General features: G+C 69.7%; 20 protein-coding genes. 11 read left to right on the plus strand and 9 right to left on the minus strand.

Translation table 11 applies throughout. The annotated features are described in order from the left end of the window. Nucleotides 1-39: 39 nt before the first annotated feature. Together AC3WSN_RS12150 and AC3WSN_RS12155 are read right to left on the minus strand one after the other, a co-directional pair. Nucleotides 40-1,038 carry a CmpA/NrtA family ABC transporter substrate-binding protein gene (locus AC3WSN_RS12150; RefSeq protein WP_492538249.1) on the minus strand — a complete coding sequence of 333 codons (999 nt, stop codon included), beginning with the start codon at nt 1,036-1,038 and terminating at the stop codon, nt 40-42. Then, a complete protein-coding gene (locus tag AC3WSN_RS12155) occupies nt 1,035-1,622 on the minus strand; it encodes an ANTAR domain-containing response regulator (RefSeq protein WP_192708932.1) in 588 nt (195 codons plus the stop codon). Before AC3WSN_RS12155 ends, AC3WSN_RS12150 begins: the two co-directional genes overlap by 4 nt. Before the next feature lie 415 nt (nt 1,623-2,037). Here AC3WSN_RS12155 and AC3WSN_RS12160 point away from each other — a divergent pair, with 415 nt between their 5' ends. The 8 genes from AC3WSN_RS12160 (at nt 2,038) to AC3WSN_RS12195 (ending at nt 13,846) form a co-directional block, all read left to right on the plus strand. Beyond that, on the plus strand, nt 2,038-2,673 hold the full coding sequence (locus tag AC3WSN_RS12160) for a hypothetical protein (protein ID WP_492538251.1): 636 nt from the start codon (nt 2,038-2,040) through the stop codon (nt 2,671-2,673). A 220-nt stretch (nt 2,674-2,893) separates the two neighbouring features. Then, nucleotides 2,894-4,783: a glycoside hydrolase family 15 protein gene (locus tag AC3WSN_RS12165; protein WP_192708934.1), complete on the plus strand. Its 1,890-nt coding sequence runs from the start codon at nt 2,894-2,896 to the stop codon at nt 4,781-4,783. Then, on the plus strand, nt 4,780-6,855 hold the full coding sequence (tkt, locus tag AC3WSN_RS12170; protein ID WP_492538253.1) for a transketolase: 2,076 nt from the start codon (nt 4,780-4,782) through the stop codon (nt 6,853-6,855). The genes AC3WSN_RS12165 and tkt overlap by 4 nt, the downstream gene beginning before the upstream one ends. Nucleotides 6,856-7,038: 183 nt before the next feature. Further along, nucleotides 7,039-9,885 carry a bifunctional transaldolase/phosoglucose isomerase gene (locus AC3WSN_RS12175; protein WP_492538255.1) on the plus strand — a complete coding sequence of 949 codons (2,847 nt, stop codon included), beginning with the start codon at nt 7,039-7,041 and terminating at the stop codon, nt 9,883-9,885. A gap of 319 nt (nt 9,886-10,204) precedes the next feature. Beyond that, nucleotides 10,205-11,182, plus strand: coding sequence for a phosphogluconate dehydrogenase (NAD(+)-dependent, decarboxylating) (gene gnd, locus AC3WSN_RS12180; RefSeq protein ID WP_192708937.1), 978 nt, complete (start codon nt 10,205-10,207; stop codon nt 11,180-11,182). A gap of 9 nt (nt 11,183-11,191) precedes the next feature. After that, a complete protein-coding gene (gene pgl / locus AC3WSN_RS12185) occupies nt 11,192-11,917 on the plus strand; it encodes a 6-phosphogluconolactonase (protein WP_492538257.1) in 726 nt (241 codons plus the stop codon). A gap of 54 nt (nt 11,918-11,971) precedes the next feature. Next, entirely contained in the window at nt 11,972-13,081 is a 1,110-nt protein-coding gene (locus tag AC3WSN_RS12190; protein ID WP_492538259.1) for an HD-GYP domain-containing protein, read from the plus strand. Nucleotides 13,082-13,324: 243 nt separating this feature from the next. Next, entirely contained in the window at nt 13,325-13,846 is a 522-nt protein-coding gene (locus tag AC3WSN_RS12195; protein WP_192708939.1) for a cysteine dioxygenase family protein, read from the plus strand. 52 nt (nt 13,847-13,898) lie between these two features. Here AC3WSN_RS12195 and AC3WSN_RS12200 read toward each other — a convergent pair whose 3' ends face one another. Both AC3WSN_RS12200 and AC3WSN_RS12205 read right to left on the minus strand, forming a co-directional pair. Then, nucleotides 13,899-14,360: an Lrp/AsnC family transcriptional regulator gene (locus tag AC3WSN_RS12200; RefSeq protein ID WP_192708940.1), complete on the minus strand. Its 462-nt coding sequence runs from the start codon at nt 14,358-14,360 to the stop codon at nt 13,899-13,901. Between the two features lie 36 nt (nt 14,361-14,396). After that, nucleotides 14,397-15,521 (minus strand): 2'-deoxycytidine 5'-triphosphate deaminase, encoded by a 1,125-nt coding sequence (locus AC3WSN_RS12205; protein WP_492538261.1) that lies wholly within the window; start codon nt 15,519-15,521, stop codon nt 14,397-14,399. Nucleotides 15,522-15,790: 269 nt separating this feature from the next. On the opposite strand from AC3WSN_RS12205, the gene apaG reads away from it, so the two are divergent. From apaG to speG, 3 genes are read left to right on the plus strand one after another with little or no spacing between them, the layout of a single operon-like run. Then, a complete protein-coding gene (apaG, locus tag AC3WSN_RS12210; RefSeq protein WP_192708942.1) occupies nt 15,791-16,183 on the plus strand; it encodes a Co2+/Mg2+ efflux protein ApaG in 393 nt (130 codons plus the stop codon). Between the two features lie 34 nt (nt 16,184-16,217). Further along, complete coding sequence (gene argE / locus AC3WSN_RS12215) at nt 16,218-17,387, plus strand: acetylornithine deacetylase (protein ID WP_492538263.1); 1,170 nt, start codon at nt 16,218-16,220, stop codon at nt 17,385-17,387. Continuing rightward, nucleotides 17,384-17,953, plus strand: coding sequence for a spermidine N1-acetyltransferase (gene speG / locus AC3WSN_RS12220; protein WP_192708944.1), 570 nt, complete (start codon nt 17,384-17,386; stop codon nt 17,951-17,953). The genes argE and speG overlap by 4 nt, the downstream gene beginning before the upstream one ends. 126 nt (nt 17,954-18,079) lie before the next feature. Here the strand turns inward: speG and AC3WSN_RS12225 are convergent, their stop codons facing one another. From AC3WSN_RS12225 to AC3WSN_RS12245, 5 genes are all read right to left on the minus strand, one after another. After that, nucleotides 18,080-19,105 carry an ABC transporter ATP-binding protein gene (locus AC3WSN_RS12225; protein ID WP_192708945.1) on the minus strand — a complete coding sequence of 342 codons (1,026 nt, stop codon included), beginning with the start codon at nt 19,103-19,105 and terminating at the stop codon, nt 18,080-18,082. A gap of 8 nt (nt 19,106-19,113) precedes the next feature. Further along, nucleotides 19,114-20,169 (minus strand): ABC transporter ATP-binding protein, encoded by a 1,056-nt coding sequence (locus tag AC3WSN_RS12230; RefSeq protein WP_192708946.1) that lies wholly within the window; start codon nt 20,167-20,169, stop codon nt 19,114-19,116. Beyond that, nucleotides 20,166-21,101, minus strand: a complete 936-nt coding sequence (locus tag AC3WSN_RS12235) for an ABC transporter permease (protein WP_492543090.1) — start codon at nt 21,099-21,101, stop codon at nt 20,166-20,168. The genes AC3WSN_RS12230 and AC3WSN_RS12235 overlap by 4 nt, the downstream gene beginning before the upstream one ends. A gap of 14 nt (nt 21,102-21,115) precedes the next feature. After that, nucleotides 21,116-22,069, minus strand: a complete 954-nt coding sequence (locus AC3WSN_RS12240) for an ABC transporter permease (protein WP_192708947.1) — start codon at nt 22,067-22,069, stop codon at nt 21,116-21,118. 191 nt (nt 22,070-22,260) lie between these two features. After that, nucleotides 22,261-23,883: an ABC transporter substrate-binding protein gene (locus tag AC3WSN_RS12245; protein WP_492538266.1), complete on the minus strand. Its 1,623-nt coding sequence runs from the start codon at nt 23,881-23,883 to the stop codon at nt 22,261-22,263. Nucleotides 23,884-23,930 lie beyond the last annotated feature (47 nt).

The following is a 23,930-nucleotide window of genomic DNA, read 5'->3' on the forward strand; positions in this document are numbered from 1 at the left end:
TCACACGAAAATGACGAACCTGTTTGTCTGTCTCCGGCCTCAAAGATCCGACGCCGCGGCCCGGTAGAGGTCGGGCCTGTAAACCGTCGCGGCGGACCCTTCGAGGACGCCCGATCTGACCTGCTGCGCGGCGCGCATCTGCGCCATCAGCCACTCGGCGTCTTCGAGGCGCGGCTCCTCGACGGAGGCGCCGAAGCGCAGGAACAGGCCGGGCTCCGATCGCGCGTTGGGATCGCCCGCGAAAGCGCGTCCCAACAGAGCCGCGTCGAGGTCGAGATAGCCGCGGCGCGCGAGGCGGTGGATCAGCTCGGCGCGGTTCTCCGGATCGCCGCACCAGCGGCCGGCGCGCGCCACCGCCCGCACCAGCGGCAGGATCGCACCGTCGAGCCGCTCCGACACGGCCAGGACCTTCTCGGGGGCGTCGGGCGCGAGCGCGCCGCCCTGCACGGCGATGCGCCCGTGCCCGGCCGCGACCGCCACGTCGTTCCACGGAGCACCGGCGCAGAACCCGTCGACGAGGCCGCGCGCCAGGGTTTCGACGCTGTATTGGGGCGGGACGACCACGGTGCGGAATGTCGCCGGGTCGAGCCCGCCGGCCTCGGCGAACAGCCGCAGCTGGTAGCTGTGGCACGAGAACGGATGGACGGTGCCCAGCGTGAGGGGCCGGCCGGCTCGGGCCCGCTCCTCCGCGGCCCGCGTGAAGGCACGGGCGACGTCCGTCGGGTCCTCGCTCGCCGGATCCATCGCCGCCCAGAGGCCGCGCGACAGGGTGATGGCGTTGCCGTTGACGCTGAGCTGCAGCGGCACGATCAGGTCGGAGGGCGGCCCCGACAGGGCGAGTCGGCTGGCGAGCGCCAGCGGCGCCAGCATGTGGGCGCCGTCGAGGTGCCCCAGCGCCAGCCGGTCGCGCAGGGTCGCCCAGGACGGCTCGGCCGTGAGGTCGAGGTCGAGCCCCTCGGCCCGGGCAAAGCCGAGCTCGTGCGCGGCGATGAGGGGTGCGGCGTCGCAGAGCGGGACGTAGCCGAGCTGGAGCCTCATCCGAGCAGGTCCGCCGTGGTGACGATCGCCCGGGCGATGTCGGCGATCTTGCGCTTCTCGTTCATGGCCTTGCGGCGCAGCTGCTTGTACGCCTCCTCCTCGCTGAGTCCCTTCAGGTTCATCAGGATGCCCTTGGCCCGCTCGATCAGCTTGCGATCGGCGAGTTCGCCCCGCGCTTCCGAGAGTTCGCGCTGGAGCCGCGCGAAGGCGTTGAAGCGCAGGATCGCGATGTCGAGGATCGATTTGATCCGTTCGGCCCGCAGCCCGTCCACCACGTAGGCCGAGATCCCCGCATCCACGGCGGCCTGCATCATGGTGGTGTCCGAGCGGTCGACGAACATCGCCACCGGCCGCTCGACCTGCCGCGACACCCCCGACATCTGCTCCAGGATGTCCCGGCTCGGGCTCTCCAGATGGATCACCACGACGTCGGGCTTCAGCGCGGTCACGCGCTCCAGCAACTCCGCGGTGTCGGGGATGACAACGACGCGTCCGACGCCGGCCGCGCGCAGTCCTTCCTCCAGGATCGCCGCGCGGGCGCGGCTCGGGTCGATCACGGCGACGGTGAGGTTGGTTTCGGTCATTGGAGCCCGGTTCGGGGCGGGTCGTCTGGGCGGGGCAGCCCGGTCCGGGCTGCCCAAGCTAAGCAAGCTCTGTGCCCTCCGGATGCGGTGGCGGAAAGCCCCGTGGAGAGGCATCCCGTCCTGAATCGGAGACCTGGTTGAGGCGATATCAGCTCTGTCATCCTGGAGTTGCGCAGCGGAGCGCGGGATCCAGACACGCCGAGGCGCCACGCCTCTGCACGATCTCGATCCTGGATTGCCCGGCTCCGGGCCCGTCTGCGGCGTCCGAAAGCGACAGCGCGAGTCGTCGGCCTTGGGGGAAGCCCTGCCGCGCCGCAACGGTCTGCAATCGTCGCGAAAAGAAATGGTCCAGCTTCCGCCGCAATGCTGGCCGCTCTTGGAGCTCGTGAAGCGGTCATGGAGATCGGTGATTCGGATGCGCAGGCCAGATCAGCCCGCCCTGACGGAAACCGGCACCGGCCGTGTCTCGATGCCGTTCCTGCCGACGCTGGCCGTCGTGGCCGTTCTGGGCGTGGCCTCGCTCTATTGTCCGTCGTCGAACCCGGCTCCGCCCGTTTCTCAGGCGGTGATGTCGGAACTCGATCCCCTCACGACCGAGTCGATTGCCGCCCCCGCCAGGGCGGCTCCCTCTCCGACGGATTTCGCGCGGACGGCCGCAATCGTCCCGGTGCCCGGTCGTCTGCCGGCCTCGATGGCCTTCGCGGAGGCTTACCCGCTCGACGGTTCGGCCGCGAAGGCCGCAGCAGTTCATGCGGGAACGCCGGCGCGGCTGTCGCCGCGTCTCGCCGCGAACCGCCGCTCCTGCCCGGGCCGCCGGTGCCCGGAGGTCCCGCAACGGTCCGTCGATCCGTTCGCCGCCGCTCACGCGGAGGCTGCGGAGCCGGGCGGGGAGGGTTTGGTCCCGGAGCCGGCCCTGCCGTTCGTCGCGACAGTGGCCGAGACCCTGGCGCCTGCCGCGCGGGTCGTCGGTGATGCCGCGGATCTCGTGCGCACCGGTGCTGCCGCGGTGAAAGGGTCCGTCTCCCTGGCGGTGGCCGACTGCCTCCGCTGAGCGGCGGACGGCTTCCGCGAATCGGTCGAAGCGAGCAGCGGTCGCGGACGGCCCTCCCCGTCATCACGACGCGCCTTGAGCAGGCCTGGGACTGAGCTGCGCCACCGTCCTGATGTAGCGCCCGGCCGTTCACGGCTCCCCTGGACCTCCCGATCCGCCGTCCTAGGTGCGTTGCAGCGGACGGTTCGGGCAGACGTCCGCAGACCGGAGCCAGGGCCGGATGGCTGCACGCATCGAAGATTACGCGCTGATCGGCGATTGCCGCAGCGCCGCGCTGGTCAGCCGGCAGGGCAGCATCGACTGGCTGTGCTGGCCGCGCTTCGACGCGGCGGCCCTGTTCACCAGCCTGCTCGGGACCGAGGCGCACGGCTTCTGGAAGATCTTCCCCGAAGCCGAACAGGTCGAGACCCGGTGGGCCTATCGCCCGGGGAGCCTCGTGCTGGAGACGCGGCACGTCACCCGCCAGGGCGAGGTTCTGGTCACCGACTTCATGCCGATCGGCGACGGATCGCACCTCGTCCGGCTCGTCGAGGGCGTGCACGGGCGCGTCGCCATGCGGATGGAGATGGCGGTCCGCTTCGATTACGGCTCGGCGGTGCCCTGGGTGTCCCGCTCGGAACTCGGGGACCTGCGGGCCGTCTCGGGACCCCACAAGGTCGTGCTGCGCACCGACGTCCATCTGAAAGGCTCGGCGGCGCAGACCACGGTCGCCGAGTTCACCGTCCATGCCGGCGAGAAGCACCGGTTCGTCCTGAGCTACGGCCCGTCCCACGAGAACGACCCGGTGGCGATCGAGCCGCGCCGGGCCCTCGACGCGACGGATCAGCACTGGCGGACGTGGTCCAGCCGCTGCGCCGGAGGAACGGCCTGGGACCGGATGCTGCAGCGCTCCCTGCTGACGCTGAAGGCCCTGATCTACGAGCCCACCGGCGGCATCGTGGCGGCGCCGACCGCCTCCCTGCCCGAGGGCCTCGGCGGCGAGCGCAACTGGGATTACCGGTTCTGCTGGCTGCGCGACTCGACGCTGACGCTGATCGCCCTGATGGACGGCGGCTACATCGACGAGGCCCGCAACTGGCTCGACTGGCTGCAGCGGGCGGTGGCCGGAAACCCCGAGCAGGCGCACATCCTGTACGGCATCGGCGGCGAGCGGTTGCTACCCGAGATCGAGCTCGACTGGCTGCCCGGCTACGAGAACTCGAAGCCCGTGCGGATCGGAAACGCGGCCGCCAGCCAATTCCAGCTCGACGTCTACGGCGAGCTGTTCGACGCGCTCTATCAGGCCCATGCCCGCGGTCTGCCGGTCAGCAAGGACGGGCTGCGGGTCGGTCTGGCGATCCTGGGCCATCTCGAGAAGGCCTGGCGCCAACCCGACGAGGGGATCTGGGAGGTGCGCGGTGGCCCGCGCCATTTCACCCACTCGAAGGTGATGGCCTGGGTGGCCTTCGACCGGGCCCTGCGCATGCACGAGATGCACGAATCCGGCGCCACCGAGGAACATGCCCAGCGTTGGCGCGCTGTCCGTGACGAGATCCACGCCGAAGTCTGCGAGAAGGGCTTCGATCCCGAGCTCAACAGCTTCGTCCAGTCCTACGGATCGAAGGCGCTCGACGCGAGCCTGCTGCTGATCGCCCATACGGGGTTCCTGCCGCAGCACGATCCGCGGGTGATCGGCACCGTGGAGGCGATCGGCCGGGGCTTGATGCGGGACGGCTTCATCCTCCGCTACGAGACCGAGGGGCAGACCACCGACGGCCTGTCGGGCAACGAGGGTGCGTTCCTGCCCTGCACCTTCTGGTACGCCGACAACCTGATCGGCCTCGGTCGGCGGGACGAGGCGCGGGCGATCATCGAGCGCCTGATCGGCATCTGCAACGAACTGGGTCTCGTCAGCGAGGAATATGACGTGCAAGCCAAACGCCTTGTGGGTAATTACCCTCAGGCATTCACCCACGTCGCGCTCGTCAACACGCTCCTCAGCTATACGCGCGGCGAAGGGCCGGCGGATCGGCAGGGTGGTAAGGCCAACGGAGCTCCTCCCGCCGTCCTGCGGCAGCGCGAAGCCGCGAAGCGGAATGCGCGAGGCGAACTGGAAGACGTGAAATCATGAGCGGTGCTGACACTCCCGCCAAGGCGGCCCTGGCTGAGATCGATACGCTCAGCATCAACACGATCCGCACGCTGGCGATCGACGCGGTGCAGAAGGCCAATTCCGGCCATGCGGGCGCGCCCATGGCTCTGGCGCCGGTCGCCTACACTCTGTGGAACCGCTACCTGCGCTACGATCCGGCGCATCCGCACTGGCCGAACCGCGACCGGTTCGTGCTGTCCTGCGGCCACGCCTCGATGTTGCTCTACGGGCTGCTGCACCTCGCGAGTGTCGCCGAGAGCGACGGCGGCAACAGCCCGGCGGTGGCGCTGGAGGACATCAAGAAGTTCCGCCAGCTCGACAGCCGGACGCCCGGCCACCCGGAGTACCACTTCACCACCGGCGTCGAGACCACCACCGGCCCGCTCGGCCAGGGTGTCGCCAACTCGGTGGGCATGGCGATGGGCAGCCGCTTCCTCGGCCAGCACCTGAACCGGCCGAACCTACCGCTGTTCGACTACAACGTCTACGCCGTCTGCTCGGACGGCGACCTGATGGAGGGCGTCGCCTCGGAGGCCGCCTCGCTCGCCGGCCACCTGCGGCTCGCCAACCTCTGCTGGATCTACGACGACAACACCGTCACCATCGAGGGCCATACGGAACTCGCCTTCGGCGAGGAGGTGGCGACCCGGTTCCTGGCCTACGGCTGGCAGGTGCTGCGCGTCGCCGACGCCAACGACGTGCACGCGCTGGCGGGCTCGATCGAGACGTTCCTGGCCACCAACGACCGGCCGACGCTGATCATCGTCAAGTCGGTGATCGGCTACGGCGCGCCCAAGAAGCAGGGCACCTCCAAGGCCCACTCCGACGCCCTCGGCGAGGACGAGGTCAAGGGCGCCAAGCGCGCCTACGGCTGGCCGGAGGACGCGCAGTTCCTCGTGCCGGACGGCGTGCAGGAGAATTTCCGGAACGGCATCGGCAAGCGCGGCGCCGGCCTCTACGACGCGTGGCAGGGCCTGCTCGCCAAGGCCAAGGAGGCCGATGCCGACCACGCCGAGGACCTGAACGCCTTCCTGGAGGGCCGCCTGCCGGAGGGCTGGGACAAGGACATCCCGGTCTTCGAACCCGACGCCAAGGGCCTCGCCACCCGCGAATCCTCCGGCAAGGTGCTCAACGCGATCGCCCAGCACGTGCCGTTCCTCCTCGGCGGCTCGGCGGACCTGGCGCCGTCCAACAAGTCGAACCTGACCTTCGAGGGCGCTGGCTCGTTCGGTCCGTTCTCGCCGGGTGGCCGCAACCTGCATTTCGGCGTCCGCGAGCACGCCATGGGCTCGGTCGTGAACGGCTTGGGCCTTTCCGGCCTGCGGGCCTACGGCGCGACCTTCCTGGTCTTTGCCGACTACATGCGCCCGCCGATCCGGCTCGCCTCCCTCATGGAGCTGCCGGTCTTCCACATCTTCACCCACGACTCGATCGGCGTGGGCGAGGACGGGCCGACCCACCAGCCGGTGGAGCAGCTCCTGTCGCTGCGCTGCATCCCTGGCCTCGTGACCCTGCGCCCGGCCGACGCCAACGAGGTCGCCGAGGCCTATCGGGTGATCTTCTCGCTGCGAAACCAGCCGGCGGTGCTCGCGCTGTCGCGCCAGCCGCTGCCGACCCTCGACCGCACCAAGTACGGTGCGGCCTCAGGCACCGCCAAGGGCGGCTACGTGCTGGCCGATTCCGAGGGCACGCCCGACGTCATCCTGCTGGGCTCGGGCTCCGAGGTGCAGCTCTGCGTCGGCGCCTACGAGGCGCTGAAGGCCGAGGGCGTGAAGGCCCGGGTGGTGTCGATGCCGTCCTGGGAGCTGTTCGAGCGGCAGGATGCGGCCTACCGCGACTCGGTACTGCCGCCCGCCGTGAAGGCGCGGGTCGCCGTCGAGCAGGGCAGCGTCATCGGCTGGGATCGCTACGCCGGCTCCGAGGGCGCGATCATCGGCATGCACACCTTCGGCGCCTCGGCGCCGATCAAGGATCTCCAGACCAAGTTCGGCTTTACTCCCGAGAAGGTCCTGGAGGCCGCCAAGGCGCAGGTGGCCAAGCACAGGAAGTAGCTCAACGGCTTTCCCCCTCCCCTTAGTGGGGTGGGGCTAGAGGTGTGGGTGGTGCGGAAGGCACCGATGCGCTCGTTCTTGCGCCACCCCCACGCGGGATCTTCGATCCCCAAACTTCTCCCCACATGGGGGAGGAGCACGCGTTCCGGGTCCGGGACGCGGTACGCGAGACGAGGAATCGACATGAACGCGCTCAAGGCCCTGCACGACGAACAGGATCAGGCGGTCTGGCTCGACTTCGTGGCCCGCGGCTTCATCGCGAAAGGCGAGCTGAAGCAGCTCGTGGAGCGCGACGGCCTGCGGGGCGTCACCTCCAACCCGTCGATCTTCGAGAAGGCGATCGGCCACTCGGACGAGTACGACGACAGCCTGAAATCCGTGCAGGCGACCGGCGACAGCCGCGTCATCGACCTCTACGAAGGCCTCGCCATCGCCGACATCCAGGCGGCCGCCGACGTGCTGCGCCCGGTCTACGAGGCGAGCGACGGCGCCGACGGCTACGTCAGCCTGGAGGTCTCGCCCTACCTCGCCCTCGACACCGAGGAGACCCTCGCGGAGGCGCGGCGCCTGCACAAGGCGGTCTCCCGCGACAACCTGATGGTCAAGGTGCCGGCCACCCCGCAGGGCATCCCGGCGATCCGGCAGCTAACCAGCGAGGGCATCTCGATCAACGTCACCCTGCTGTTCTCGCAGGAGGCCTACGAGGCCGTGGCCCGCGCCTTCATCGACGGCCTCGACGCGCGCGCGAAGGCCGGCCACGACGTCTCGCGGATCGCCAGCGTGGCGAGCTTCTTCATCAGCCGCATCGACGTGCTGGTCGACAAGCTCCTCGACGAGAAGATCGCGGAGGCCAACGACCCCGACGAGAAGATCGCCCTGGAGCAGCTCAAGGGTAAGGTGGCGATCGCCAACGCCAAGCTCGCCTACCAGCGCTACAAGCGGATCTTCGCCGAGCCCAAGTGGACCGCTCTGGCCGAGAAGGGCGCCAAGGCGCAGCGGCTGCTCTGGGCCTCCACGGGCGTGAAGAACAAGGCCTATTCCGACGTCCTGTACGTCGAGGAGCTGATCGGCCCGAACACCGTCAACACCATGCCGCCCGCCACCATGGACGCGTTCCGCGACCACGGCGTGGTGCGGGCAACCATCGAGGAAGACGTGCCCGGCGCCGAGGCCGTGATGGCCCGGCTCGCGCGGACCGGCATCGACATCGAGAAGGTCGCCGAGCAGCTGGTGCGCGAGGGCGTGCAGCTCTTCATCGACGCGGCCGACAACCTGCTCGGCGCGGTGGCCGGCAAGCGCGCGGCCCTGCTCGGCCAGCGCCTCGACGGCCAGACCCTCGCGATGGACGACACCCTCGCGGCCGATGCCAAGAAGACCGTCGAATCCTGGCGCGCCAGCGGTTCGATCCGCCGGCTCTGGGCGGGGGACGCCTCGGTCTGGTCCGGCCACGACGAGGCGAACTGGCTCGGCTGGCTGCACATCGTCGAGGAGGAACTGGAGAAGGCCGCCGACTACGCTGCCTTCTCCGAGTGGGTGAAGGCCGAAGGCTTCACCGACGCGGTGGTGCTGGGCATGGGCGGGTCGAGCCTCGGCCCGGAGGTGCTGAGCCTGACCTACGGCCCGCGCGAGGGCTTCCCGAAGCTGCAGATCCTCGACTCGACCCACCCGGATCAGGTGCGCGCCCTGGAGGCGAGCATCGATCTGGCCAAGACTCTGTTCATCGTCTCGTCGAAGTCCGGCTCGACGTTGGAGCCCAACGTGTTTCGCGATTACTTCCTGGCTCGCGCGAAGGACGTGCTCGGCGAGAAGGCCGGGGAACACTTCGTGGCGGTGACCGATCCCGGCTCCGACATGGAGCGCGCCGCCAAGGCCGACCACTTCAAGAAGATCTTCTACGGGGTGAAGCAGATCGGCGGGCGCTACTCGGTGCTCTCGGCCTTCGGCCTCGTGCCGGCGGCCGCCATGGGCCTCGACGTCAAGGCGCTGCTCGAGACCGCCCGCATCATGGTCCGCTCCTGCGGCCCGGCAGTGCCTCCGGCCGTGAATCCGGGCGTGCTGCTCGGGACCGCCATCGGCGCGGCCGCTCTGGCCGGGCGCGACAAAGTCACGATCATTGCCTCGCCGGCCCTCGACAGCTTCGGTGCCTGGGCCGAGCAGCTCATCGCAGAGTCGACCGGCAAGCAGGGCAAGGGCCTCGTGCCGGTGGACGGGGAGCCGGTCGATGTTCCGGCGGTCTACGGCCGCGACCGGTTCTTCATCTACCTGCGCCTCGACGGCCAGGCGGAGGCGGCGCAGGACGAAGCCCTGCGCGCCCTGGAGCGGGACGGCCACCCGATCGCCCGCATCACCCTCGACCGGATCGAGCAGCTGCCCCAGGAATTCTATCGCCTGGAGATGGCGACCGCGGTTGCGGGCGCGGTGATCGGCATCAACCCGTTCGACCAGCCGGATGTCGAGGCCAGCAAGGTCGAGACCAAGAAGCTGTTCGCGGAGGCCGAGGCGAGCGGCGCCCTCCCCTCGGAGACGCCGCTCTTCTCAGACGACGCGATCGCGCTCTACGCCGACCCGCAGAATGCGGACGGGTTGAAGCAGGCGGCCGAAGGCCTGGAACCCGCCCTCAAGGCACAGCTCGCCCGGCTCAAGGACGGCGATTATCTGGGCCTGCTCGCCTACGTGCCGCGCAACGCCGCGACGGCCGGCATCCTGCAGGAGGCGCGGATCGCGGTGCGCGATGCGCGGAAGGTGGCGACCTGCCTGGAATTCGGGCCTCGGTTCCTGCACTCCACCGGCCAAGCCTACAAGGGCGGCCCGGATACCGGGGTGTTCCTCCAGATCACCGCCGATCCGACGCAGGACCTGCCGATTCCCGGCCGCAAGCTCGGTTTCGCCACCGTGGCGGCCGCGCAGGCGCGGGGCGATTTCGCGGTGCTCGCCGAGCGCGGCCGGCGCGCGCTGCGGGTCCACATCAAGGGCGATCTCGAGGCCGGCCTGAAGCGTATCGCGGCGGCGCTGAAGGCGGCGGTGGCGTAGGTGCGCCCCACTCCGCTCGCCTGCGGCTACGGGCTACAAAGGTTGGAAAATTCATCTCCTCGCACGGTGATGACTTCCGCTGTCGTTCCGGGGCGGCGAAGCCGAGCCCGGACCCGACGGGGAACGCCGGAGGCGGGCAATCCAGAACCGCCTGTGGCGCAAGGTCTGAGCGCAACGGCGGCTCTGGATCCCGGGCGCCGCTGCGCGGCCCCGGGATGACTGAGAGGGTGGTGCAGGAGTCTCTGCGCCACGCGACCCTGAAACACGCCCACCCCTGACCCTGCCCGCAAGCGGGAGGGGACATCTGAGGAGATCGAAGATGCAACTCGGCATGATCGGCCTCGGCCGGATGGGCGGCAACATCGTCCGGCGCCTCCTGCGGGACGGGCACACGGCCGTCGTGTTCGACCAGAACCCGTCCGCGGTCGCCGCCCTGGTCGAGGCTGGAGCGGTCGGCGCGTCGAGCCTGGAGGATCTGGTCTCCAAGCTGGAGGTGCCGCGCGCGGCCTGGGTGATGCTGCCGGCGGGCGCGATCACCGAGGAGGCGGTCCAGACCCTCTCGGGCCTGATGCAGTCCGGTGACTGCATCATCGACGGCGGCAACTCCTTCTACGGCGACGACGTCCGCCGCGGCCTCGCCCTGAAGGAGAAGGGCCAGCACTACGTCGATGTCGGCACCTCGGGCGGCGTCTGGGGGCTGGAGCGCGGCTACTGCATGATGATCGGCGGCGACACCGCGACGGTCGACCGCCTCGACCCGATCTTCAAGACCCTGGCGCCGGGCATCGGCGACATTCCCAAGACCCCGAACCGCGACGGCCGCGACCCACGCGCCGAGCAGGGCTACATCCATGCCGGGCCGACCGGCGCCGGCCATTTCGTAAAGATGGTCCATAACGGCATCGAGTACGGCCTGATGCAGGCCTACGCGGAGGGGTTCGACATCCTCCGCCACGCCAATTCCGAGGCGCTGCCGGCCGAGCGCCGCTTCGACCTCAACATGGGCGACATCGCCGAGGTCTGGCGGCGCGGCAGCGTCGTCTCCTCTTGGCTCCTCGACCTCACCGCCCAGGCGCTGGCGGGCGACGAGCAACTCACGGATTTCTCCGGCTACGTGGAGGATTCCGGCGAAGGGCGCTGGACCATCAATGCCGCCATCGAGGAGAGCGTGCCGGCCACCGTGCTGTCCGCGGCTCTGTACCGCCGCTTCCGCTCCCGCGAGCACGAGAGCTACGCCGACAAGCTCCTCTCGGCGATGCGCAAGGGCTTCGGCGGCCACCAGGAGCCGAAGAAGTAGGGGCGTTCCATGAGCCTTCCCGCCGGCACCCATGTCCTGAAGGATCCCGAGGCCGTCGCCCGCGAGGCGGCCGAGCGGCTGATCGTGGCCTGCGGCGAGAGCCGGTCCGAGCGGATCGCGATCTGCCTGTCGGGCGGCTCGACGCCCAAGGTGCTCTACGGGCTGCTCGCCGGCCCGGACTACGCGACACGGGTGCCGTGGGAGCGGGTCCACTGGTTCTTCGGCGACGACCGGGTTGTCCCGTGGGACGACGCGCGCAGCAACGTCCGGATGGTCCGCGAGGCGTTCGGTCACGGCGCTTCGATCCCGCCGACCCACCTGCACTTCATCCCGTCGGATGAAGGCGCGGAGGCGGGCGCCCGGGCCTATGAGCGCGCGCTGCTGGACTTCTACGGAGCCGACAGTCTCGACCCCGCACGGCCGCTCTTCGACCTCGTGCTCCTCGGTCTCGGCGAGGACGGCCACACCGCCTCGCTGTTTCCCGGCAAGCCGGCCGTGGATGAGACCGCGCGGCTCGTCGCGCCCGTGCCGGAGGCCGGGCTGGCGCCGTTCGTGCCGCGGATCACCCTCACCTTCCCGGCGCTCGCCTCGTCCCGGCACGTGCTGTTCCTCGTGACCGGTGCCGGCAAGCGGGCGCCGCTCGCCCGCCTCGCCGCAGGCGCGGATCTCCCCGCGGGCCGCGTGACCAGCGCGGGCCAGGTGGCGTGGCTCCTCGACGCGGCGGCTGCCGGCTGACGCGCGTCGCCCGTAAAGCTCTGGCAAGATCCGTGTGCTAACACACGGAACCCGATGCCCCGGCCGAACCCGGCGGTGTCCTTCCTCGCCAAGACCCAGATGCGCGCGGGCACGCTCGTCCTCTACACCGACCAGCCGGACAGCCGCGCCGATCTGCTGCACGCGCTCGCGCAGATCGCCCCCTGCACGGTGATCAGCGCCTCCGAGCCGCCACCGCCGGTCCCATGCGTTGGCGTGGTCATCGACTTCGACCTGCTACCCTCGCCGCTCACCGGTCTGCGGAACCTCATCGCGGCGAACCCTGGGCTCCCCCGCGTCTTCCTGATGCGCAGCATGGGCCAGCGCAGCCTGTCCGTGGCGCGCAATCTCGGCGGGCGGCTGTGCCTGCCGATGGATACGCCGGTCGCCACGGTGGTCGAGGCGCTGCAGACGCAACTCCGGCCCGCGGCGCCGCAGACGTCGAGCCGGCCCGTGACGGGCAGCCCGGTCGTCGTCCAGGCCGCCGGCCGAGCGAGCGCCGCCATCGCCAACCTGCTCGACTCGGCGCGGGACCACGGCACCGTCGACGCGGCCGTCATCGACGCCACCCTGGAGCCGATCCTCGGGGCGATCGGCACCGGCGGCCTCAAAGCCTGGCTCGAGACCGTGCGCGCCTACGACGACGCGACCTACCAGCACTGCCTGCTGGTTGCGGGCCTCGCGGCCACCTTCGCGATCGACCTGGGATTCTCGACGGCGGATCGCGAGCACCTCGTCCGCGCCGCCCTGGTCCACGACGTCGGCAAGGCCAAGATCCCCCTGTCGATCCTGAACAAGCCCGGGCCCCTCGATCCGGGCGAGCGCGCGGTGATGCGCGAGCACGCGGCCCTCGGCCACGAGATCCTGGTCAAGGCCGGCGGGTTCGACGAGACGGTCCTCACGGTGGTGCGCCACCATCACGAGATGCTGGACGGCTCGGGCTACCCGGACGGGCTGAAGGGCGAGGCCATCCGCGACATCGTCCGCCTGATCACCGTCTGCGACGTCTACGCGGCCCTTGTGGAGCGCCGCCCCTACCGGGCGCCCATGCCGTCCGCGAAGGCGATGGAGATCCTCTACGGTATGGAAGGCAAGCTCGACATCGACTTGGTGCGCGCCTTCGAGCGGTCCGTCGCCAGCTCCTGAGCCGCGGTGCGGCCCGTTCGATCCTGTGACCGAGCGCCGATGACGAGCGCCGCCGCACCCGCGGCCGGCGGTCGAACCCATCGTTTCGCGGATTATTGGACCGTTGGCAGCCGATTTCGCTTTTCGCCTCTCTTGCGCAATCAGATTGCGCCCGCGAGCGGAATGGCGGCGAACTTCGCAAACGCGTGGCGGTCCCTGTGCGCTACGCTCCGCGCAGCCTCAAAACGTGCTCGGAGCGTGGTGATGACGCAGCCAACCGTCTCGGCCGAAGTAGCGGCGATGATGGCCGATCTTGCCGTCTCGGCCCGCCGCACACCGGACGCCTATCTCGCCTCGGCCCGCGCGACCCTTCTGCGCCTCCTGGCCCGGCCGGAGCTGCTCGACCCGTCGCGGCTGACGGCGCACGGCGAAGGCCTCTCGCGCAACCTGCTGTTCGGCACCGAGGCGTTGAGTGTCTGGGCAATGGTCTGGGCACCCGGGGCCATTACGCCGGTTCACGACCATCATTGCTCGTGCTGCTTCGGCCTGCTCCGCGGAAACCTCCGCGAGACCTGGTACCGCGCGATCAGCGACACGCATGCCGTGGCGACCCGGGACGCGGTCCGCACGCCCGGCTTCGTGGCCTGCATGATGCCGTCCGGCCCGAACCTGCACCGGATCGCCAATGACGGGCCCGAGGCGGCCGTGTCGATCCACGTCTACGGGTACGACCACCGGGTGCAGGCCTCGTCGATCCACCGCACCTACGCGGTCGCGGCGGGGTGACGGCCGCGGGTCCCACCGCGCGAGCGCCAGATCGGGGCGAGCCCGTCTCCGCCTACGCCACGTAGATCGTCGGGACCGCCGTCGTATACTTCATCTCTTCCATGGCGATGGAGGACGACAGGTTCGAGAACTCGAGCTTGGCGATCAGGCGCTGATAGACCGCGTCGTAGGCCTCGATGTCGGGCACGACGATGCGCAGCAGGTAATCGATCTCGCCGGTCAGGCGCCACGCCTCGACGATCTCGGGGAAACCGGCGACGACCCGCCGGAAGGCATCGGACCAGTCGGCGGCGTGGCGGGGCGCCTTCACGGCCACGAAGACCGTCGTCGGCACGTTGACCTTGCGGCGATCGACCAGCGCCACCCGGCGGCGGATGACGCCGGACGCTTCCAGCTTCTTCACCCGGCGCCAGCACGGGGCCGCGCTGACGCCGACCCGCTCGGCGAGTTCCGCCACCGGGAGCGTCGCGTCCTGCTGGAGGATGTCCAGGATCTTTCGGTCCACCGCATCCATGCGATCGAGGCTCCCGTCGGTGGATCCGCACCCCGCCTACAGGACGAAGTGCTTCGAGAGCTTGAGGCCCTGGGCCTGGTAGTTCGAGCCGGCCCCTGCCCCGTAGAGCGTTTCCGGCAAATCGAGCATCCGCTCGTAGACGAGGCGGCCGACGATCTGGCCATCCTCGAGCAAGAACGGCACGTCGCGCGAGCGGACCTCCAGCACGGCGCGGGCACCCTCGCCGCCGGCCCCGGCATAGCCGAAGCCCGGATCGAAGAAGCCGGCGTAGTGGACCCGGAACTCGCCCACCAGGGGATCGAACGGCACCATCTCGGCGGCGTGGTCCGGCGGGACCTGCACCGATTCCTTCGAGGCCAGGATGTAGAACTGGCCTGGATCGAGGATTAGACTGCCCGAGCCGTCGGCGGCGAGCGGCTCCCAGAAATCCGCGGCCCGGTGGCGCCCGGGGGCGTCCACGTCGACGAGGCCGGTGTGGCGCTTGGCGCGATACCCGACGAGCCCGTCGAATCCGGACAGGTCGACCGAGACCGCGACGCCGCCCTGGAAGGACGGGCTGCCCGCATCGACCAGCGCCGAGCGGGCGTGGAGCAGGCCGAGCTCGGCTTCCGTCAGGCGCGGCGCGCCGCGGCGGAAGCGGATCTGCGACAGGCGCGAGCCGGTGCGGACCAGGACCGGGAAGGTGCGCGGCGAGATCTCCGCGTAGAGCGGGCCGGTGTAGCCGGGCTCGACCTGGTCGAAAGCCTCACCCCGGTCGGTGATCACCCGGGTGAACACGTCGATGCGCCCGGTCGAGCTCTTCGGGTTCGCCGCGGCCGCGAGGTCGGCCGGAAGCGCCAGGCCTTCCTGCAATTCGGCGATGTAGACGCAGCCCGTTTCCAGGACCGCGCCGGGGCGCAGATCGATCGCGTGGAGCGACAGCCGCTCGACGCAGGCCTGGACCGTGCGACCCGACCCGGGCAGGAAGCTCGTGCGGACGCGGTAGGCCTTGTCGCCGAGGCGCAGATCGAGGCTTGCCGGCTGGATCTGATCGGCCGCGAAGGCGCGCGCGGTGCGGATGCCGCCCGCCGCAGCGAGTTCGGCGATCGCCTGGGCCGGCAGGATCCCGGCGCTGCCTTTCACGCCCGAATCGGCGGCTCCTCTGCGTGCGCCCGCGTTCATCGCGCCTGACTCCTTCGCGCGCCCCGGCAGGTCCGCGTCCCTCGCCCGTTTTCCGCCGGGACTGGCTAATGCGGGCTTAACCCGCGCCGCGCCTCATCGTGCCGCACCCCGCGGCCCGTGCGCGGCGGAGCCTGCGAGGCGGATCGGCGTCCCGCGAGGTAGTCCACCGCGATTGACGGGGATTCCGGCGCCAACTACCACCCCCGGGTGAAGCGCGTTCCGTTCGGCTTCAGCGAATCGAACCGTCCGAAGAAGGGCCTATTAGGGCGATGTACAAGGCCGAGACTCGGGGAATCAGCGTGACGGTCCAGTCCCGCTTCGTTGAGGAGGAATCCTCGCCGAACGAGAGCCGGTATTTCTTCGCTTATACGGTCGAGATCGTAAATAACGGCAGCGAACAGGTGCAGCTGCGCTCCCGCCACTGGCGCATCATCGACGGGCACGGTGCCTGCCAGGAGGTGCGCGGCACCGGAGTCGTCGGCAAGCAGCCGGTGCTGGAGCCGGGCGAGACCTTCTGCTACACGAGTGGCTGCCCGCTCAACACGCCCGACGGGTTGATGGCCGGCAGCTACACCATGGCGACGGTGGCCGGTGAGAGCTTCGAGGCGGAGATCCCCGCCTTCTCCCTCGACAGCCCGCACGTCCGCCGCAGCCTGCACTGAGGCCCCGGCCCGGGGCCCCGCTCCGGAGGAATCCATGCCTGCGACCGGCGAGCGGCTGAGCACGCTCGACATGCTGGCCCGCCTCGTGTCCTTCGACACGGAGAGCGACAAGTCCAATCTGGCGCTGATCGAGTCCGTCTGCGGCTACCTGGATGGCTGGGGCGTTCCGTACCTGCGCCTGCCGAACGCCGCAGGCGACAAGGCGGCCGTTCTCGCGACCATCGGCCCGGTGGTCGATGGCGGCGTCGTCCTGTCCGGTCATACCGACGTGGTGCCGGTTGCGGGGCAGGCCTGGACCGGCGACCCGTTCACGCTGCGTGTCGCCGACGGCCGGGCCTACGGGCGGGGCGCCGTCGACATGAAGGGCTTCGACGCCCTGGCGCTCGCGCTGGTGCCCGACATGCTGGCTGCCGACCTGAAGCGGCCGATCCACATCCTGCTCTCCTACGACGAGGAGACGACCTGCCTGGGCTCCATGGACGGGATCGCCCGCTTCGGGGCCGACCTGCCACGGCCGGGCGCCGTGATCGTCGGCGAGCCCACCGGCATGGAGGTGGCGGACGCGCACAAGAGCATCGTCACCTGCCTCACCACCGTCCACGGGCATGAGGCCCATTCGGCGCGGCCCGCCCTCGGGGCGAACGCCGTGACGGCGGCCTGCGAGCTCGTCGCCGGCCTGAACCGGATCGCCGATCTGATGATCGAGCGCGGCGACCCGTCGGGGCGGTTCGACCCGGCCTCGACCACGGTCCATGTCGGGACGATCCACGGCGGCACCGCCCGGAACATCCTGGCCAAGGAGTGCCGTTTCCATTGGGAGTATCGCGGCCTGCCGGACCTCGACCCGGCCGAGATCCCGCGGCTCTTCGCGGCGGAGGTCGAGCGGGTGACGCGCGAGCGCCTCAACCGCTACGGCGCGTTCGGGCGGATCGAGACCCTGGAGGAGGTCGACATTCCTGGCCTCGCCCCCGAGCCGGGATCCGAGGCCGAGCGGCTCTGCCTGCGGCTGGCCGGGCGCAACCGCACCATCGCGGTCCCCTATGCGACGGAGGCCGGGCAGTTCCAGGCCGCAGGGATCCCGACCGTGGTCTGCGGGCCGGGCGACATCGCGCAGGCCCACCAGCCCGACGAGTTCATCACCCTCGACGCCCTCGGCCAGGGCGAGCGGTTCCTGCGCAACCTGATTGAGGCCTATGCGTCATGAACGCGGTGACCGGAATCACCATCAAGCTGCGGCCGCTTGAGCGGGAGGACCTGCGCTTCGTCCACCAGCTCAACAACAACGACAGCATCATGCGCTACTGGTTCGAGGAGGCCTACGAGTCCTTCGCCGAACTGCAGCAGCTCTACGAGCGCAACATCCACAACCAGACCGAGCGCCGCTTCATCGTGGCAGATCCCGGCGGCGAGCCGGCCGGGCTGATCGAGCTCGTCGAGATCAACCACCTTCACCGGCGCTGCGAGTTCCAGATCGCGATCCACCCGAGCTTCCAGGGGCGCGGCTATGCCTGGCAGGCGACCCGGATCGCCATGGACTACGCGTTCAGCGTGCTCAACATCCACAAGCTCTACCTGCACGTCGACCGGGACAATGCCCGGGCGGTGCGGATCTACGAGCGTTGCGGCTTCCGGCCCGAAGGTGTGCTGAAGGACGAATTCTTCGTCAACGGGCGCTATCGGGACGCTGTGCGGATGTGCCTGTTCCAGCCGGATTACCTGAAGGCCCGGGGCGGCGGCGGCGACATCGCCGAACCCGTGCTGAAGGTGTGACGACGGCGGGATCGCCGGATCCTGCGGCCTTATCCCGGGGCTGCCCCGCCGCGCCCTGGAATGACGCCGGCCACGGCGCGCCGCGCGGATCCGGGTTCTTGAACCGGATCCGCGCGGCGAGGCGGCTCAGGCCGGGACCGGCTCCGCGGCACGGACCGGGGTCGGGCCGGCGCGATAGGCGGCCGACGCCTCCTCGGTCCGCCAGCACGCGACCTGATGGCCGGGGGCGATCTCGCCCACCGGCGGCATCTCCCGGCGGCAGCGCTCTTCGGCGAGGAAGCAGCGCGGCGCGAAGGGACAGCCCGGCGGACGATTGGCGAGATCGGGCGGGCTCCCCGGGATCGTTTGCAGGCGGGAGCCTTTGGCCAGCGCCCCCTCGGCCCGGCTGCGCAGCAGGCCGATCGTGTAGGGGTGGTGCGGGTTCAGGACCACCTGATGGGCGGTCCCGGTCTCGACGATCTTGCCCGCGTACATCACGGCGATCCGGTCGGCGACTTCCACGGCCGCGCCGAGATCGTGCGTGACGATCACGATCGACAGGCCCAAGTCGCGCTGCAATTCGCGCAGCAGCAGGAGCACTTGGATCTGCACCGTGGCGTCGAGCGCCGTGGTCGGCTCGTCGGCGAGCAGCACCTGCGGCCGGCAGGCGAGCGCCAGGGCGATCATGGCGCGCTGGCGCATGCCGCCCGACATCTCGTGCGGGTAATTGTCGAGACGCCGCTCCGGGCTGGGGATCCGCACCCGCTCGAACAGAGCGAGGGCGCGCTTGCGGGCCTCGTCCTTCGAGATCTTTTCATGACGGAGGATCGCTTCGGTGATCTGCCGTCCGACCGTGTAGACCGGGTCGAAGGCGAGCAACGGCTCCTGGAAGATCATCGACACCGCGCCGCCGCGGAAGTCGGCGAGCTGGCGCTTGGTCAGCGCCTGCACGTCCTTCCCAGCGGCCAGGATCTGGCCTTCGATGCGGCTGCGCCCCTCCGGGAACAGGCGGAGGATCGAGCGGAGCGTCACGCTCTTGCCCGAGCCGGACTCGCCAATGAGCGCCAGGGCCTGCCCGCGTTCGACGGTCAGATCGACGCCGTCGACGACCTGCACCTTGCCGAATGCGACCCGGAGGTTCCTGAGGGCGACCGCGGGTTCTGAAGGCGACATCGGATTGCTCATGCCGCGAGCGCCTGGGTCGGCGCCGCGGAATGGCCGGAGCCGGGTTGCCGGGCGAGGCAGGCGACGCGATGCAGCGGCTGGATCGCGTCGAGCGGCGGCTCCTTCTGGCTGCAGATCCCCTCCGCGAGGGTGCAGCGCGGATGAAAGCGGCACCCCGTGGGCGGGTCGATCGGGTTCGGCGGGTCGCCCTGCAGCAGCGCGGCCTGGGTGCGGTTGTCGGGATCGAGCGACGGCATCGAGGCGAGCAGCGCCCCGGTATAGGGATGGGCCGGCGCGTCGAGCACCGTGTCGGACGGGCCGATCTCGGAGACCCGACCGAGATACATCACCATCACGCGGTCCGAGATGAAGCGCACGACGTTCAGGTCGTGGCTGATGAAGATGTAGGTCAGACCGAATTCGGCCTTGAGATCGAGGAGCAGGTTGAGCACCTGCGCCTCCACCGACTTGTCCAACGCCGACACGGCCTCGTCGAGCAGCACCAGCCGCGGCTCCAGGGCGAGCGAGCGGGCGATGTTGACCCGCTGACGCTGGCCGCCGGAGATCTCATGCGGGTAGCGGCCGGCGAAGCGCTTCGGCTCCAGGCCGACCCGGGCGAGCAGCGCGCGGGCCCGCTCCACCGCCTCGCGGCCGGGCACGCCGTTGACCTTCGGGCCGAAGGCGATCGACTGCTCCACCGTCATGCGCGGGTTGAGCGAGGCGTAGCTGTCCTGGAACACCATCTGGACCTGCCGGCGGTAGGCCCGCCACGGCATGGCGCGCTCGCCGATCGCCTGGCCGTCGTAGAGCATCTCGCCGGAATCGCGCGCGATCAGGCCCATGAGCAGCTTGGCGGTGGTCGACTTCCCGCAGCCGGACTCGCCGACGATGCCGAGCGTCTCCCCCTTCAGGACGTCGAAATCGACGCCGTCGACGGCGCGCACGACCTGTTTCTTGCCGCCGGCCTTGCGGACCGGGAAGTGCTTGATCAGCCCTGAGACCGACAGGAGCGGCTGGGCGGGTCCGCCGCGGTCGCGGGCGAACGGATCGGAGGCGTCCGGGATGACGCTCACTGGCGAATCTCCATGGCGGCGCGCAGGCCGTCCGAGAACAGGTTGAAGGCGATCGAGACGACGAAGATGCAGACACCTGGAAGGGCGGCCACGACCGGATTGACGTAGATCGCGGTGCGCAGGGTGTTGAGCATCAGGCCCCATTCGGGCTCGGGCGGGCGCACGCCGAGGCCGAGGAACGAGAGGCCCGAGGCCAGGATCATCGAGACCGAAATCAGGCTGGTCGCGTAGACGAAGATCGGGCCGATGACATTGCCGAGCACCTGCACGCGCATGATCGTCAGCGCCGAGGCCCCCGACAGCTTGGCGGCGTCGATGTAGTCGCGGCGGCGGATCCCCGTGGTGACGCTCTCGGCGACCCGGGCGATCTGGGGCACGAACACGCAGGTCAGCGAGACGATCGAGTTGAAGATGCCGGCGCCGAGCGCCCCCGAGAGGGCGATCGCCAGCAGCACCGACGGGAAGGCGAAGAACACGTCGATGGTGCGCATCAGGATCGTGTTGGTCCAGCCGCCGACATAGCCCGCCAGGATGCCGATGGCCGAGCCGATCACGAAGGCGATCAGCACCGGGGTGACGCCGATGAACAGCGACAGCCGCGAGCCCAGCATCAGCCGGCTGATCATGTCGCGCCCGAGCTCGTCGGAGCCCAGCCAGTACGTGGCGTCGCCGACATGCTTCAGCCGGCGCAGCATCGAGCCCTTGTAGGGATCCATCGGGGTGATCCAGGGCGACAGGATCGCGATGATCACGACGAGCAGGATCAGGGCGCCGGCGCCCATGGCGACGGGGTCGCGCACCAGCCGGTGGCCGACATGGCCCCAGAAGCCGCGGGAGGGGGCGAAGGCGGCTTCGGGACCGTGGGTCACGTCCTCGGCGGCGAGCACGCCGCCGTCGAGGGCCACGGAGGCCGCGGTGACGGGAGCAGTCATCATCGGGCTCCGGCTCAGGCGCGCTCGATGCGCGGGTCGAGGGCGGTCTGCATCACGTCCACCAGGAGGTTGAGGACCACGAAGAACATCGCCAGCACGAGGATCGAGCCCTGGAGCAGGGGCAGGTCGCGCTGGAAGATCGCGGCGTTGAGGAGGAAGCCGGTGCCCGGCCACGCGAACACGGTCTCGACCAGGATCGAGCCGCCGAGCAGGTAGCCGAGCTGCAGGCCCATGATGGCGAGCGCCGTCGGGGCGGCGTTGCGCACGACGTGCCGGAACACGCCGCGCTCATCCATGCCCTTGGCGCGGAGGGCCTCGACGAAGTCCTGGGACAGGATGTCGGCGACGAGCGCCCGGACCGTGCGGGCGATGATGCCCATCGGGATCACCGACATCGTGACCGCGGGCAGGATCAGGTAGCGCAGATGATCGAAATCGGGCCGCCAGTTGCCCGAGCCATCGGGCCCGGCGCCGGTCGGCGGCAGCCAGCCGAGGGTGGCCGAGAACACGATCACCAGCACCATGCCGAGCCAGTAATGCGGCACGCTCACGCCGAAGACCGAGAGGGCCGAGGCCGCCCGGTCTGCCAGCGAGTTCCGGTGATAGCCGGCCACGAAGCCGAACAGCGTCCCGAAGGTGAAGCCGATCACGGTCGCCACCGAGGCGAGGATCAGCGAGTTCACCACGGCGCGGCTGACCTCGCCCAGCACCGGCCGTCCGGTGGCGATCGAGACCCCGAGATCGCCGTGCAGCACGTGCCACAGCCAGATCAGGTACTGGACCGGCAGCGGCTTATCGAAGCCGTAGGCGGCCCGCATCTCGTCGATGGTCGCCTGGGTTGCGTCGGCCGGCAGCACGGCGCTCAGGGGATCGCCCGGCGCGAGGTGGACGAGGAGGAAGCAGACGACGCTGACCCCGAACGCCACGGGGGTCACGTAGACCAGTCGTTTGAGGATGTAGAGGAGCATTCAAGGACCTGTTGTCGACACAGCCGAGGCAACTCCCCTCCCCTTTGCGGAGAGGGGTCAGGGGTGGGAGTGGCGCTCAAGGAACCCGATCGCGCGATCCTGCATCACCTCCACCTTCGGCTCCTCCCCGCAAGCTTGAGCGAACCCGGGCAGGCCGGGGATCGCCAGGGGAGGAGAGATCTCTGGCCCGACTACCGCCCCGCCGTCGCGATGGTGATCTTCGAGAAATCCTGGAACCAGTTCTGCGCCTGAACGAAGCCCTTCACCTTGGGGCTCATTGCCCGCGGGTTTACGTCGTGCGTGATCATGATGAACAGCGCATCGTCAACGTACTTCTCGTGGATCTTCTCCAGAACCTTCGTCTGTTCGGCCTTGTCGAAGGTGTTGCGGACCTGATCGAACAGCTTGTCCATCGCCGGATCGCAGTAATAGCCCCAGTTCGTGCCGTTCGGCGGGGCGAAGTTGCACTGCAGGTGGCGGATGAAGCCGGTGAACGGGTCCTGGATGAAGTACGAGTAGTTGATCGCCGAAACGCCGCGCGAGATGTCGGCCTTGGCGCCGGCCCGCCAGATGTTGATCAGCGTGTTCCACTCGACCACCTCGTAATCGACCTGGATGCCCACGTCGGCGAGGTTCTGCTGGACGAACTCGTTCATCGGCAGCGGCTGCATCTGGCCCGAGCCCGAGGCCGAGATCGCGACCTTCAGCTTCAGCGGCTTCGCCGGGCTGTAGCCGGCCTCGGCGAGCAGCTTCTTGGCGGCGTCGGGATCGTACTTCACGTCGAAGGTCGGGTGGCCGAACCACTGGTGGCCGGGCGGCATGAAGCCCTTGGCGGGGATCGCGAGGCCGCCGAGCAGCTCCTTCAGCCCATCGCGGTCGATGGCGAGGTTCGCGGCCTTGCGGACGCGGATGTCGTTCCAGGGCGAGCCTTCGACCCGCGACAGGTGCCACGTCCAATTATGCGGATAGGCGTTGGTGACGATGGTGAAGCCGGCGCTCTTGAGCGAGGCCACGGAATCGGGTGCCGGCGCCTCGATCCAGTCCACCTGACCGGAGCGCAGGGCCGCGGTCCGGGCATTGGCCTCGGGCAGCGGGATCAGCACGAGCTTGTCGAGCTTCGGGACGCGGTTCGTGTCCCAGTATTCCTTGAACGGCACCATCTCGGCGCGCTCGCGCGGGGCGAACAGGGTCAGCTTCCACGGGCCGGTGCCCGAGGGCTGCTTGGCGAAGGCGTCCCAGGACTTGCCGAGCTTCTCCCACTGGGCCGGCGACGACATCATGATCCAGGCGATCTGGTAGGGCAGCGTCGCGTCCGGCGCCTTGGTGGTGATCTCGACGGTCATGGGATCGACCGCGCGGTAGCTGGCCACGGCCGGGATGCGGGTCTTGCCCTGCGCGGACTGGCGCGGGTCGTATTGCGGCGCGTCGGCCTTCAGGAGCTTGTCGAGGTTCCAGACCACCGCGTCGGCGGTGAAGTCGGAGCCGTCGTGGAATTTGACGCCCGGCCGGAGCTTGAACGTCCACTTGGTCTTGTCGGCGGCGTCGACGCCCCAGCTGCTGGCGAGGCCGGGGACGAGGTCGGAAGCGCGTTCTGCGCTCGACAGGTCCCAATCAATCAGGCCGTCATAGACCGTGTAACCGAGGAACCGCATGCCCTCGCCGCCATTGTCGGTCTGGCCGGTGGTCAGCGGGATGTCGGAGGCGGTCATGCCGATCCGCAGCGTTCCCTGCGCGAGGGCGGCGGTGCTCGCGGAGAGCGCCAGGACACCGGCCAGCGCCGCACGGGCGCCGAGATTTCTCAAACGGGACAGCATCTTGGGTCGGGTACTCGCGTTGGTCCGAGCCTGACGGGCCCGGGGTA

Source organism: Methylobacterium sp. FW102-HT35C08, assembly GCF_058790235.1.